Raw genomic sequence first — 12,561 nt, forward strand, 5'->3', positions numbered from 1 at the left:
GCCATGACCGCTACCGAACCGCACATCGACGACGCACCCCTCGCCCAGCTGTACCGGGACTTCGAGAGCGAACACCTGAATCCGTTGTGGACTCAGCTCGGTGATTTGATGCCGATGACGCCGGCGTCGCGGGCGGTGCCGTTCGTGTGGAAGTGGTCGACGCTGTATCCGCTGGCGCAGCGCGCCGGGGATCTGGTGCCGGTCGGCCGCGGCGGGGAACGCCGCGCGATCGCCCTGGCCAATCCCGGCCTGGGTGGGGTGCCGTACGTGACACCGACGCTGTGGGCGGCCATCCAGTACCTGGGCCCGAAGGAGGTCGCCCCCGAGCACCGGCACGCGCAGAACGCGTTCCGGTTCGTCGTCGAGGGCGAAGGGGTGTGGACGGTCGTCAACGGCGATCCGGTTGCGATGCGCCGCGGCGATTTCCTGCTCACCCCGGGCTGGCATTTCCACGGCCACCACAACGAAACCGATCAGCCGATGGCGTGGATCGACGGGCTCGACATCCCGTTCGTGCACTACACCGACACCGGGTTCTTCGAATTCGGGTCCGAGAACGTCACCGACGACTCCACCCCGGACGTGTCCCGGTCGGAGCGGTTGTGGGCGCATCCGGGGCTGCGGCCGCTGGTCGGGTTGGACGCGAAGACGTCCTCGCCGATCGCCGCGTACCGATGGGAGCACACCGACGCAGCCTTGCGCGAGCAGTTGGCCCTGGAGGACGAGGGGTATGCGGCGACCACCGAACCCGGTCACGCCGCCGTCCGCTACACCAATCCCACCACCGGCGGCGACGTGATGCCGACCATCCGCGCCGAGTTCCACCGGCTGCGGGCCGACGCGCACACCCGGCCGCGGCGTGACGTCGGGTCCACCGTCTACCAGGTGTTCGAGGGCGAGGGGCGCTTCCTGCTCGCCGGCACCGAACACGTCGTCGGGAAGGGCGACATGGTCGTGGTCCCGTCCTGGACGGAGTGGTCCATCCAGGCCGACACCGAGTTCGACCTGTTCGCGTTCTCCGACGCCCCGATCGTCGAACGCCTGCATCTGCACCGTACGTACATTTCCGAAGGAGCCTGAATCTCATGAAGCTTGCCACCCTGCGCCGCGCCGGGACCACCGTCGCCGTGCGCGTCGATTCCGATACCACCGCCACGATCGTCGACGGGTTCACCGACCTGTCCGCGCTGCTGGCCGATCCGGACTGGAACGCCCTGGCCGAGAACGCATCCGGAGCCACCGTGGAACTCGACGGCGCGGATTATGCCCCGGTGGTCCCGTCCCCGGGGAAGATCATCTGCGTCGGGTTGAACTACGCCAACCACATCAAGGAGATGGGCCGGGATCTGCCGCAGTACCCCACCCTCTTCTCGAAGTTCAAGGAAGCGCTCACCGGTCCCTATGACGACGTGATCGTCCCGTCGTATGCGGCCGCCCAGCTGGACTGGGAGGGGGAGCTGGCGTTCGTCGTCGGCAAACAGGCCTACCAGGTGTCCGAGGCGGACGCCGAGCAGTACATCGCCGGGTATTCGGTGATGAACGATTACACGATGCGGGACTACCAGTACCGCACCCTGCAGTGGGATCAGGGCAAGACGTTCGAGAAGACCAGCGGATTCGGACCGTTCCTCACGACCACCGACTCCTACACGTTCGGCGGTGCCCTCGTCACGACACTGGAGGGGCAGGTGGTGCAGAGCACCACCACCGACGATCTGGTGTTCACCCCGGCGAAGCTGGTGGAGTACATCTCACACATCGTGACGTTGCAGCCGGGTGATGTGGTGATCACCGGCACCCCGGGTGGGGTCGGGCACGCCCGCAAGCCCGGTCTCTACATCCAGGACGGGCAGACCGTCGAGGTGAGCATCGAGGGACTCGGCAGCGTGCGCAACAAGACGATCGTCAAGTAGGGGCCATGTCGTTTCAGGATCTGCCGTTGCCGGAGCGGTTGCTGATCGCCCGCCGCGGCACGGCGTATTTCGCGCAGCGTCTGGCGGAGTTGACCGACGGCGACCTGACCGGTGACACCCTGTTGGCGGGGTGGTCGCGCAAACATCTGGTGGCGCATGTCGGGTACAACGCGGCGGCGTTGTGCCGGCTCCTGGACTGGGCGGCCACCGGGGTGGAGACGCCGATGTACGCCTCGCCGGAGCAGCGGGGCACCGAGATCGACGAGGGTGCCACCCTGTCGGCGGCGGCGCTGCGGAACCTGTTCGATCACACCGTCGCCCGGCTCGACGAGAAGTGGCGGCATCTGCCCGCCTCGGCGTGGGACGCGCAGGTCCGCACCGCGCAGGGCCGCCTGGTGCCGGTGTCGGAGACGGCGTGGATGCGGACGCGGGAGGTGTGGATCCACGCCGCCGATCTCGGTAACGGCGGCCGGTTCGGTGACTTCCCCGACGTCGTCCTGGATTCGCTGCTCACCGACATCGTCGGGATGTGGCAGAAGAAGGACCTCGGCGCCGGCCTGGTTCTCGCGTTCGACGGCTGCGTACCCATTGCGGTGCAACCGGATTCGCCGTCATCCACGAAGGTCGGCGGTTCCCTCGCGTCCGTGGTGCGCTGGGCCGCCGGCCGCGGCGCCGTCGGTCTCACCTCCGGCGCGGACGCTCAACCCCCGCACTGGCTGTGAGTCAGTACGACGCCCGGCCGCCGCTCGCGTCGTAGACGGCCCCGGTGGAGAAGCTGAGCGCCGTCGACGACAGCCAGGCGACGAGTTCGGCGATCTCCTCCGGCCGCCCCATCCGGGCCATCGGGGTGAGACTCTGCGAGCGGGCGAGGATCGCCGGATCGGTGCCGGCGTTCATCGGGCTCTCCACGGCGGCCGGGGCCACCACATTGGCGAGGACGCCGGTGGTCGCGACCTCCTTGCCGAGCGATTTCGTGAGGGCGATGACGGCAGCCTTGGACGCCGAGTATGCACTCTGTCCGGGGTTGCCGTCCTTCGCCGCGATGCTCGCGAGGTTCACGATCCGCCCCCAGCCGGCCTCGACCATGGCGGGCACCAACGCCCGGCACAGGAGAAACGTTCCGTCGACATTGATGCGGAACGTGCGCCGCCAGTCGTCCAGGCCGATATCGACGAGCGGGGCCGACGGTCCCACGACGCCGGCACTGTTGACGAGGATGTCCACCCGCCCCAGCCGGGTGCGGAGAGCGTTGACGGCGTCGGGATCGGTGACGTCCAGGCGCTCGTCGGCACCCGCCGCGATGTCGGCGGTGACGACTCGGAGGCCGTCGTCGGACAGTCGCTTCGCGCAGGCCGCGCCGATTCCGCTCGCGCCGCCGGTGACGAGGGCAGTCGCGCCGTCGGGGTAGGTGAGCATCTGAATTCTCCTCGCGCGCTGAGTGCACAGTAGTCTTACTCTATGTGTGAAATCGGCATGATCCTTTCCACACTGTGTATGAATCTGGATATATGACGTGAGCGACAATCGTCAAGCCCGCCCGTCGTTCTCACCGGAGGAGCTTTCGTGGAGATCCGCTGGATCCAGGCGTTCGTCGCCGTCGCCGAGGAACTGCATTTCGGCCGGGCCGCGGCCCGGCTCCAGATGGCGCAGTCGCCGCTGAGTCAGACCGTGCGCAAACTCGAGAAAGACCTCGGGGTGCCGTTGTTCGAGCGCAGCACCCGCAGCGTCGCTCTCACCGCGGGCGGTCATGCCTTCCTGCCGCACGCCTACCGCATCCTCGAGAGTGTCGATACCGCCCGGCAGGCCACCCGTGCCTCCGCGGGCGGCGTGTACGGACGGATAAGGATCGGTTTCACCGGCGTGCTCAACCACCTGTCGCTTCCCCCGCTCACCAGGGCGCTGCGGCAGCGTTACCCCGATATCGAACTCACGCTCGTCGGCCGCATCATGACCCGCGACGCGGTGACCCAATTGGACAGCGGGGCACTCGATCTCGCCTTCGTCGGACTGCCGGTCGAGACGGCCTCGGTGTCGACGCGGCTGATCCGCCGGGAGGCGTTCGGCGCCGTCCTGCCGTCCGACCACCGGCTGGCCGGTGAGCAGCGGATCGACCTGCGCGACCTGGCCGACGACGGCTTCGTCACCACCCCGCTGTCCGCGGGTTCCGCGCTGCAGGAGGTCGCGATGCGGGCGTGCGTCGACGCCGGCTTCCGGCCGCGGGTGGTCCAGGAGATCACCGACCCGTACATGATCCTGATGCTGGTGGCCACGGGCGTCGGGGTCGCCCTCATGACCTCGGGGATCGCCGCGATCACACCCCCGGGCACGGTGTTCGTTCCGCTCACCGGCGACCCGATCTACATGAACCACGGTCTCGCCTGGTCGCCTCGCCGGGTGTCCGATGCGCTCGCCGTGGCCCTGCGGGTGTCGGAGGAAATCCTCCCCACCCCCGAGTAAGACATTTTCGGTCTTTATCTGAGACTTTTTCGGTGTTGGACGCGACATAGTCAGCCGTGACACGCTCGTCACGGTCCGGATCTTCGTGTGAGGTGAGTCACCCCCCCCGAAGTCAGCCCTCGCGGCGTCCCGGATCCCTGGGACGAAAGGAACACCATGGCACGCACGTCTACTCGCGACACCGGGGGACAACCGAACGAGAACGCCCGCCGGGCGGCCGTCTCGGGTTTCCTCGGCAGCACACTCGAGTACTACGACTTCTTCATCTACGGATCGGCGGCCGCGCTCGTCTTTCCCCGGATCTTCTTTCCCGGCGGCGGAGCCACCGCGACATTGCTGTCGATCGGCACGCTCGGTGTCGCCTACATCGCCCGTCCGCTCGGCGCAGTGCTGTGGGGACATCTCGGCGATCGCTACGGCCGCAAGAACTCGCTCCTCGCCTGCCTGCTGCTCATGGGCATTTCGACCGTCGTCGTCGGCTGTCTGCCCACGTACCACCAGATCGGCATCGCCGCACCCATCATCCTCGTGTTCCTGCGACTGCTGCAGGGACTGTCCGCCGGCGGCGAGTCGCCCGGATCGTCCGCTCTCACGCTCGAGCACGCCCCGGACCGCCGCCGCTCGTTCTTCACCTCGTTCACGATGAGCGGCATCATGTTCGGCATCGTCGTCTCCAGTCTGGTATTCATCCCCGTGGCGGCCCTGCCGGACGACGATCTCTATTCCTGGGGTTGGCGGGTGCCGTTCCTGCTCAGCATCGTCGTGACCGGCGTCGCCGTCTGGCTGCGCCGCAAGCTCGACGAGCCCGAGGTGTTCGAAGAACTGAAGGAACACGAAGACACGGCGGGAATCCCCGTCGTCGAGATGTTCCGCTCGCACTGGCGCACCGTGATCCGCATCAGCCTCAGCGCGACCTTTGCGATGATCAACACCATCGTCAACGTCTTCGCGCTGGCGTACGCCGTGCAGGTCGCCGGGTTCGAACGTTCGACGATGCTGTGGGCCATCGCCACCGCCAACTTCGTCGCAGTGCTGACCCAGCCGCTGTTCGGCATGCTCGCCGACCGGATCGGCCGCAAACCGGTCTTCGTGACGGGTGCCGTCGGCTCCGCGGTCATGGTGTTCGTGTTCTTTTACGCCATCGGAACCGGAAGCGCACCCATGGTATTCGCGTCGGGCATCGTCCTGATCGGCCTGTTCTACGCGATGCCCAACGGCGTGTACCCGGCGTACTTCCCGGAGCAGTTCCCCGCCAAGGTCAGGTACACGGGCATGGCCGTGAGCCTCATGCTGGGACTGCTGGTCGCCGGTTTCACTCCGGCCATCGCGCAGTGGCTGTCGGCGGGCGACACCGCGAACTGGACCCCGGTCGCGTGGATGTGCCTGGGCTTCGCGCTGCTGTCCTCGGTTGCCGCACTCACCGGTCCCGAGACGTACCGCACGCCCACCGACCAACTCGGCGAGCCCCGCACCGAGGCGGTCGCCGCCCCGCCCGAGGCACTCGTCCGCAACGACGCCTGACCGGCCCGAACTACGCAGGAGAATTCTCATGGGCCCCGAACCCAGCCGCCACCGTATCGGCCTCGTCGGGGCAGGGATCGCCACGTCCCTGTCACCGACGCTGCACACGCACGAGGCGGACGCCCTCGGCCTCACCGGCTACCGTTACGACCTCATCGACCTCGACGTCTCGGGGGTCCCGGCCGACAGCGCCGGCACGGTCCTGCGCGACGCCGTCGCCGTCGGCTACACCGGCCTCAACGTCACGCACCCGTGCAAGCAGGTGGTCGTGGACGCCCTCGACGAACTGTCGGCGGACGCGCGCCTCCTCGGCGCCGTCAACACCGTCGTCGTCCGCGACGGCAGGCTGATCGGCCACAACACCGACCACAGCGGCTTCCTCGCCGCCCTGCGGCGCGGGCTGCCCGACGCGTCGCTGGGCCGCGTGGTCCTGGCCGGTGCCGGCGGGGCGGGTTCGGCGGTCGCGTACGCACTCGCCGCGGCCGGTGTCCGGGACCTGCGGATCGCCGACGCCGACCCGGCCCGTGCCGCCGACGTGTGCGCCCGGGTGGCCGCCGCCTTCCCGTCGACCCGGACCACTCCGATCCCGGTCGACGCGATCGCCGGTGCCCTGCGGTCGTCCGACGGCGTCGTCAACGCGTCGCCGATCGGTATGGTCGGACACCCGGGAACACCGTTCGACCCCGACGCGCTGCACCCGGGACTGTGGGTCGCGGACATCGTGTACCGCCCGTTGCGCACCGAACTGATCTCGGCCGCAATCGCTCTCGGCTGCGACGTGCTCGACGGCGGGCAGATGCTCGTCGCTCAGGCCGCCGACACGTTCGCGCTCGTCACCGGGATTCGTCCCGACCCCGAACGCATGCGACGCCACCTCGGTGATCTCCTCGCCGCGCAGGGTGTCCCGACCCTCCTCGAGGAGTCCCGATGACCACCCCGCCCGCCTTCGCGGCCCCGCTCGACCTGGGCGGACTGCGACTGCGCAACCGCTTCGTGTCGGCGCCGATGGAACGCAACTACTGCGAGGTCGACGGCACGATGACCGACGACTACATCGCGTACCTCGAGCGCCGCGCCGCCGGCGGTGCCGCACTCGTGTTCACCGAGGCCAGCTACGTCCGCGCCGACGGCAAGGGCCGCATCCGGCAGATGGGCGTCGACGTCGACGAACGCATTCCCGGAATCGCGAAGATGACCGACGCGATCCACGCGCACGGTGCACTCGTGGGCGTCGAACTCAACCACGGCGGCCGCACCGCGCAGGGCGCCGTCAGTGGATTCGTCCCCGTCGCTCCGTCGCCGATCCCGTGCGCCGTGGTCGGTGGGGAGATGCCGGAACAACTCGACAGCGACGACATCGAGCACATCATCGAATGCTTCGGCGAGGCGGCGGCGCGTTGCCGGCAGGCCGGGGTGGACGTGATCTCGTTGCACGGCGGGCACGGCTACCTCATCCACCAGTTCCTCTCGCCCGCCTACAACCACCGCGACGACGAGTGGGCCGACCCGACCCTCTTCGTCAACCGGGTGATCGACGCGGTCCGCACGATGGCGCCGGGTATCGCTCTCGGACTGCGCTTCTCGGCGTTCGAGGGAATCGACGGCGGTCTCGACGCCGCCACCACCCGCGCGCGCATCGACGCGATCGACACCGACCGCCTCGACTTCCTCGACGTCTCGGCAGGCAACTACGAATCCGGGCAGTGGATCATCCAGCCCGGTGAATGGCAGCGCGGCCTGCTCGCGCCGTACGCCGAGCCCTACACGCGGGACTTCGACATCCCGATCGGTGTCGCCGGCCGGATCAGCTCACCCGACGTCGCCGCCCGCATCATCGAGTCGGGTCAGGCCGACTTCGTGAGCATGGCCCGCACCCTGCACGCCGACCCGGACTTCCCGAACCGCGCGCTGGACGGCGGCCGCTACCGGCCGTGCATCGCGTGCAACTACTGCATCGACAGCCTTGCCGCCGGACCCGTTCCGTGCTCGGTCAACCCGTGGGTGGGCCGGGAACTCGAGCAGCCGTCGAAGCCCGCGGCCGTCGCGGTGCGGGTCGCGGTCGTCGGAGCCGGGCCCGCGGGCATGGCCGCGGCCCGCGACCTCGCCCTCGCCGGGCACCGCGTCGACCTCTACGACGAACGCGACAGCGTCGGTGGCGATTTCGCGTTGGCGTCGCGGCTGCACGAATATCCCGAGTACGCTCGGATCGTCGACTGGTACCGCGCCGAACTCGCCGACCTCGACGTCACCTGCCACACCGGGACACTGGTCGACGCCGCGGCACTGGCCGGCCTCGACGTCGACGCGATCGTGCTCGCGACGGGCGGCCGGGGACCCCAGGTCGACATCCCCGGCGCCGACACCCGCACGGTCCGCGACGTGCGGGAGTTCCTCGCCTCCGGAGACCCTGCGCCCGAATCGATCACGATCTTCGGCGCCGACCGCGAGGCCGCCGCCGTCGCCGACGACCTGCTCCAGCAGGGCACGACGGTGGTCATGATCGGACCGCAGGAGACCATCGCCCACGACGTCGGCCGACGCGGCAAGATCGTGCTGCTACCGCGCCTCGCGGCGAGCGAGAACCTCACCACCCACCTGTCGTCGATCGTCACGCGGGTGGAAGCCGACCGGGTGGTGATCTCGACCGGCGGCGAGGAGCGCACCGTCGACGCACCCGGCGAACTGCTGATCTCGCACGGCGTCGAACCGCGTGCCGACCTGATCGCCGAACTGCGTTCGCTGGCACCGCGACTCGGCGTCCACCCGGTCGGTGACGCCAGTGGTGACGGCGGCTCCCTCCACGCCGCCCTCGTCACCGCCGTGGACGTCGCCGCGAAGATCACGGCCGCCGCCGACGCCCGAGCCGAGGTGACGGCATGAGTGCGGTGACCGCTGCGACACCGATCCGGACCACCATGCCGCCGGTCGGACTCGGTACGTGGCCGCTCCCGCGTCTCGACCGGTACGTCGCGGCGTTCGAGGGAATGATCGCCTGCCGGGACGTCGAAACGGAGGAACACTTCTGATGGCACTACGCATCGGCATCGTCGGCTGCGGCAAGATCGCCGGCAACCACGCGCAGGCACTGCAGCAGGTGCCCGGCGTCGAGGTGATCGGATGCTGCGACCCCGACCTCGACCGCGCCCAGGCATTTGCGGCGGCGCACGGCATCGGCCGGGCGGTGCGCTCGATGGCGGAACTACTCGACCTGGGCCTCGACGCGTGCACCGTCTGCACTCCGCATCCCGTCCACGAACAGGTGGTCGTCGCGGCGGCCGAGGCCGCCATCCACGTGCTGTGCGAGAAGCCGATCGCCGTCGACGTCGCCGCGGCCGACCGGATGATCGAGGCCGCCGACCACGCCGGCATCACGTTCGGGGTGCTGTTCCAGCGTCGGTTCTGGCCCGCCGCCCGGCGGATCAAGGCCGCGATCGACGACGGTCGTCTCGGCGTCCCGGTGCTCGGCGAGGCGTCGGTGCTTCTGCACCGCCCGTCGACGTACTACTCCGCCGACGCGTGGCGTGGCCGCTGGGACACCGACGGCGGCGGCGTCCTCATGACGCAGGCCGTGCACCAGATCGACATGCTGCAGTGGTTCATGGGCGAGGCGGTCTCGGTGAGCGGCTTCATCCGCACCCATACACACGGGGAGCATATCGAGACCGAAGACAGTGCGTCCGCCGTCGTCTCGTTCGCGTCGGGCGGGACGGCCACCGTTACCGCCACGACCGGTGCCAACCACAATCTCGGAAACCGGGTCACCGTGATCGGGCAGACCGGCGCGATCGCCAGTGTCCTCGAGTTCCCGGAGGGACGGGAGGGGGTCAACGAGATCTGGACCCTTCGTAGCGAACTGGAGTTCCGCACACCCTTCTCACCCGGCGTTCACGCCAACCTCGACGTCGGAGACGTCAACGCCGGACTCGCCGACTTCCACACGCTGCAGGTGCAGGACTTCGCCGATGCCGTCCTCACCGGCCGTGCCCCCGCCGTCACCGGACGCGACGCCCGCGCCTCGCTCGCGATCGTCGCCGCCGTCTACGAGTCGTCGCGCACCGGCCGGGTCGTGAACCTTGCACCCGTCCCCACCCTCGCCACCATCAAGGAGAACCGATGACCCCCGACACCACCACCTACGACGTCGTCGTCATCGGCTCCGGCGCGGGCGGTCTGTCCGCGGCGATCGCGGCAGCGCACGGCGGCGCATCCGTGCTCGTCGCCGAGAAGGCGGAGACGTGCGGCGGTGCCACGGCATGGTCCGGCGGCTGGATGTGGACGCCGCGGAACCTGTTCGCGCACGCGGACGGCGTGCACGAGGACCGCTCGGGGCCGCGCACTTACCTCGAGCACCGGCTCGGCGACAACTTCGACGCCGGCAAGGTGGACGCACTTCTCGACGGCGCCCCCGAGATGGTCGAGTTCTTCGAGAAGCAGACCGCCCTGCAGTTCGTTCCGGGCGCGAAGATCGCCGACATCCACGGCGACACCCCCGGTGCCGGTACCGGTCACCGCTCGGTGGGACCGAAGCCGGTGAGCCTGCGGACGCTCGGACCCGACGTCGCGCCGCTGCTGCGTCGCCAGCTCTACGAGACGTCGTTCCTCGGCATGGGCATCATGGCCGGCCCCGACCTGCAGGCGTTCCTGCACTCGACCCGCTCGGCGAAGGCGTTCCTGCACTGCGCGAAACGGGTGTCGACGCACCTGTTCGACCTCGCCACCAAGCAGCGCGGCCAGCAACTCGTCAACGGCACCGCGCTCGTCGGCCGGCTGCTGCGGTCGGCGCTGGACGCGGGTGTCGAGATCCGGGTCGGCACGGCCGCCACCGCGCTGACCACCGACGCGGACGGTCGCGTCACGGGTGTCCGGCTGGACGGTCCCGACGGCGCGTACACGGTGCACGCGCGCCGCGGGGTGGTTCTCGCGACGGGTGGTTTCACCCACGACCTGGACCGGCGACGCGAACTCTTTCCCCGCACCCCCACGGGCCGTGAGCACTGGACTCTCACCCCGTCGACGACCACCGGCGACGGCATCACCCTCGGCGAATCCGTCGGCGGACGGCTGGACCGCTCGCTCGCGTCCCCGGTCGCGTACTGCCCGGTGTCGCTCATCCGGTACCGCAACGGCAAGGAGGGCGTGTTCCCGCACATCCTCGACCGCGGAAAGCCCGGCGCCATCGGCATTCTCGCGGACGGGCGGCGCTTCGTCAACGAGGGGCTCGGCTACCACGACTACACCCTCGCGATGGTCGAGCAGGTGCCCGACGGCGAGGAGGTGTGCTCCTGGCTGATCGCCGACCAGCGCTACCTGCGGTACTTCCCCCTCGGCATGGCCAAGCCGCTGCCGATCCCGACGTGGCCGTACCTGAAGTCGGGGTACCTCACCCGGGGCCGCACGGTCCGCGAACTCGCGGAGAAGATCGGCGTCGCCCCGGATGGTCTGGAGAAGACGGTCGCGGCGTTCAACGAGGGCGCCCGCGACGGTGTCGATCCCGAATTCGGCCGCGGCACCACCCCGTTCACCGTCGCTTCCGGCGACCCCGACAACCCGTGGCCGAACCCGGCGCTCGCCCCGCTCGAGGAAGGCCCGTTCTACGCTGTGAAGGTGGTGCCCGGCAGCTTCGGCACGTTCGCCGGTCTGGTCACCGACGCGACGTCGCGAGTGCTGAACGACGACAACCAACCCGTCGACGGCCTGTTCGCCGTCGGCGTCGACCAGGCCAGCGTGATGGGCGGGCACTACCCGTCCGGCGGCATCAACCTCGGCCCGGCCATGACCTTCGGCTACCTCACCGGCCGCCGGCTCGCCTCGACGACAGGAGTTTCCCGATGACCGCCCCACTCGGCCTCGCCGCCCTCACCGTCCTGGATACGGCTCCGCTCGAGCAGGTCGACCTCGCCGAGAAGCACGGGTTCGACACCATCGGCATCCGGTTGCTGCCCGCGGCACCGGGCACCACCGCCTACCCGCTGCACGAGGACGACGCCGCGCTCGACGCCCTCGTGCGGCGGCTCGCGGATTCGCCGGTGACGGTGTTCGACCTCGAGATCATCCGGTTAGGAGCCGATTTCGACGCGAAAGCCTATGTGCCGCTGCTGGAGGCGGGGGCGCGGCTGGGGGCCGAGGCCGTTCTCGTCGGCGGCGACGACCGCGACCGCTCGAGGCTCACCGACTCCTATGCCCGGCTCGCGGAACTGTGCGCCACCTACGGGATCGTCGCGAGTCTCGAATTCATGCCGTGGACCGCGGTGCCGGACGCGACCGCGGCCGTCGAGATCGTGTCGCAGGCCGACGGCCCGGCGCGCAGCGTCCTCGTCGACGCGCTGCACACCGCCCGTTCGACGACCACGCTGGACGACGTGGCGGCGATTCCCCGTGAGTGGCTGCACTACGCGCAGATGTGCGACGGCTCCGCGCCGGCGCCCACCGACGACGCCGAACTGATCCGCCACGCCCGGGAGGAACGGCTCGTGCCGGGAACCGGCGGCATCGACCTCGCCGGCATCTGGTCGCGGCTGCCCGCCGACCTCCCGGTGAGCATCGAACTGCCCAACGAACCACTCCGGCGGGCCGTCGGCACGGATGCGTGGCTGGATCGGCTGGTCGCAGCGACCCGGGACGTTCTCTCACCGGCGAGACGCTGACTCGCCAGGAGGGGGTCCGAGTCGTC

The 12,561-nt window shown here is 69.6% G+C and carries 12 protein-coding genes; 11 read left to right on the top strand and 1 reads right to left on the bottom strand.

Features of this window, described 5'->3' with window-relative positions; all coding sequences use genetic code 11:
- The first annotated feature begins 3 nt into the window (after positions 1-3).
- From H0B43_RS27480 to H0B43_RS27490, 3 genes are read left to right on the top strand one after another with little or no spacing between them, the layout of a single operon-like run.
- Entirely contained in the window at positions 4-1,080 is a 1,077-nt protein-coding gene (locus H0B43_RS27480) for a cupin domain-containing protein (RefSeq protein WP_185725052.1), read from the top strand.
- A gap of 5 nt (positions 1,081-1,085) precedes the next feature.
- A complete protein-coding gene (locus H0B43_RS27485) occupies positions 1,086-1,913 on the top strand; it encodes a fumarylacetoacetate hydrolase family protein (RefSeq protein ID WP_185725050.1) in 828 nt (275 codons plus the stop codon).
- 5 nt (positions 1,914-1,918) lie between these two features.
- Positions 1,919-2,635 carry a maleylpyruvate isomerase family mycothiol-dependent enzyme gene (locus H0B43_RS27490; RefSeq protein WP_185725049.1) on the top strand — a complete coding sequence of 239 codons (717 nt, stop codon included), beginning with the start codon at positions 1,919-1,921 and terminating at the stop codon, positions 2,633-2,635.
- 1 nt (position 2,636) lies between these two features.
- On the opposite strand, the gene H0B43_RS27495 is transcribed toward H0B43_RS27490, so the two are convergent.
- On the bottom strand, positions 2,637-3,329 hold the full coding sequence (locus H0B43_RS27495; RefSeq protein ID WP_185725048.1) for an SDR family NAD(P)-dependent oxidoreductase: 693 nt from the start codon (positions 3,327-3,329) through the stop codon (positions 2,637-2,639).
- Between the two features lie 147 nt (positions 3,330-3,476).
- Here H0B43_RS27495 and H0B43_RS27500 point away from each other — a divergent pair, with 147 nt between their 5' ends.
- The 8 genes from H0B43_RS27500 to H0B43_RS27535 all read left to right on the top strand — a co-directional run bounded on the left by H0B43_RS27500 (position 3,477) and on the right by H0B43_RS27535 (position 12,535).
- Positions 3,477-4,370, top strand: a complete 894-nt coding sequence (locus H0B43_RS27500) for a LysR family transcriptional regulator (protein WP_185725046.1) — start codon at positions 3,477-3,479, stop codon at positions 4,368-4,370.
- A 156-nt stretch (positions 4,371-4,526) separates the two neighbouring features.
- On the top strand, positions 4,527-5,891 hold the full coding sequence (locus H0B43_RS27505) for an MFS transporter (RefSeq protein WP_185725044.1): 1,365 nt from the start codon (positions 4,527-4,529) through the stop codon (positions 5,889-5,891).
- A gap of 28 nt (positions 5,892-5,919) precedes the next feature.
- Positions 5,920-6,822 carry a shikimate dehydrogenase gene (locus tag H0B43_RS27510; protein WP_185725042.1) on the top strand — a complete coding sequence of 301 codons (903 nt, stop codon included), beginning with the start codon at positions 5,920-5,922 and terminating at the stop codon, positions 6,820-6,822.
- On the top strand, positions 6,819-8,771 hold the full coding sequence (locus H0B43_RS27515; protein ID WP_185725040.1) for an FAD-dependent oxidoreductase: 1,953 nt from the start codon (positions 6,819-6,821) through the stop codon (positions 8,769-8,771). Before H0B43_RS27510 ends, H0B43_RS27515 begins: the two co-directional genes overlap by 4 nt.
- Entirely contained in the window at positions 8,768-8,917 is a 150-nt protein-coding gene (locus tag H0B43_RS27520) for a hypothetical protein (protein ID WP_185725039.1), read from the top strand. The genes H0B43_RS27515 and H0B43_RS27520 overlap by 4 nt, the downstream gene beginning before the upstream one ends.
- Positions 8,917-10,008 (top strand): Gfo/Idh/MocA family protein, encoded by a 1,092-nt coding sequence (locus H0B43_RS27525; RefSeq protein WP_185725038.1) that lies wholly within the window; start codon positions 8,917-8,919, stop codon positions 10,006-10,008. Before H0B43_RS27520 ends, H0B43_RS27525 begins: the two co-directional genes overlap by 1 nt.
- On the top strand, positions 10,005-11,723 hold the full coding sequence (locus tag H0B43_RS27530; RefSeq protein WP_185725037.1) for an FAD-dependent oxidoreductase: 1,719 nt from the start codon (positions 10,005-10,007) through the stop codon (positions 11,721-11,723). Before H0B43_RS27525 ends, H0B43_RS27530 begins: the two co-directional genes overlap by 4 nt.
- Positions 11,720-12,535, top strand: coding sequence for a sugar phosphate isomerase/epimerase (locus H0B43_RS27535; RefSeq protein ID WP_185725035.1), 816 nt, complete (start codon positions 11,720-11,722; stop codon positions 12,533-12,535). The genes H0B43_RS27530 and H0B43_RS27535 overlap by 4 nt, the downstream gene beginning before the upstream one ends.
- Positions 12,536-12,561 lie beyond the last annotated feature (26 nt).

The organism is Rhodococcus sp. 4CII (assembly GCF_014256275.1).
GTDB classification, from domain to species: Bacteria; Actinomycetota; Actinomycetes; order Mycobacteriales; family Mycobacteriaceae; genus Rhodococcus_F; species Rhodococcus_F wratislaviensis_A.

What these genes read in the sequence shown, in the direction of transcription:
- H0B43_RS27525 (WP_185725038.1), top strand. Translation starts at nt 8,917, where the DNA reads ATGGCACTACGCATCGGCATCGTCGGCTGCGGCAAGATCGCCGGCAAC.
- H0B43_RS27490 (WP_185725049.1), top strand. Translation starts at nt 1,919, where the DNA reads ATGTCGTTTCAGGATCTGCCGTTGCCGGAGCGGTTGCTGATCGCCCGC.
- H0B43_RS27535 (WP_185725035.1), top strand. Translation starts at nt 11,720, where the DNA reads ATGACCGCCCCACTCGGCCTCGCCGCCCTCACCGTCCTGGATACGGCT.
- H0B43_RS27495 (WP_185725048.1), bottom strand. Translation starts at nt 3,329, where the DNA reads ATGCTCACCTACCCCGACGGCGCGACTGCCCTCGTCACCGGCGGCGCG.
- H0B43_RS27505 (WP_185725044.1), top strand. Translation starts at nt 4,527, where the DNA reads ATGGCACGCACGTCTACTCGCGACACCGGGGGACAACCGAACGAGAAC.
- H0B43_RS27515 (WP_185725040.1), top strand. Translation starts at nt 6,819, where the DNA reads ATGACCACCCCGCCCGCCTTCGCGGCCCCGCTCGACCTGGGCGGACTG.
- H0B43_RS27485 (WP_185725050.1), top strand. Translation starts at nt 1,086, where the DNA reads ATGAAGCTTGCCACCCTGCGCCGCGCCGGGACCACCGTCGCCGTGCGC.
- H0B43_RS27520 (WP_185725039.1), top strand. Translation starts at nt 8,768, where the DNA reads ATGAGTGCGGTGACCGCTGCGACACCGATCCGGACCACCATGCCGCCG.
- H0B43_RS27480 (WP_185725052.1), top strand. Translation starts at nt 4, where the DNA reads ATGACCGCTACCGAACCGCACATCGACGACGCACCCCTCGCCCAGCTG.
- H0B43_RS27530 (WP_185725037.1), top strand. Translation starts at nt 10,005, where the DNA reads ATGACCCCCGACACCACCACCTACGACGTCGTCGTCATCGGCTCCGGC.
- H0B43_RS27510 (WP_185725042.1), top strand. Translation starts at nt 5,920, where the DNA reads ATGGGCCCCGAACCCAGCCGCCACCGTATCGGCCTCGTCGGGGCAGGG.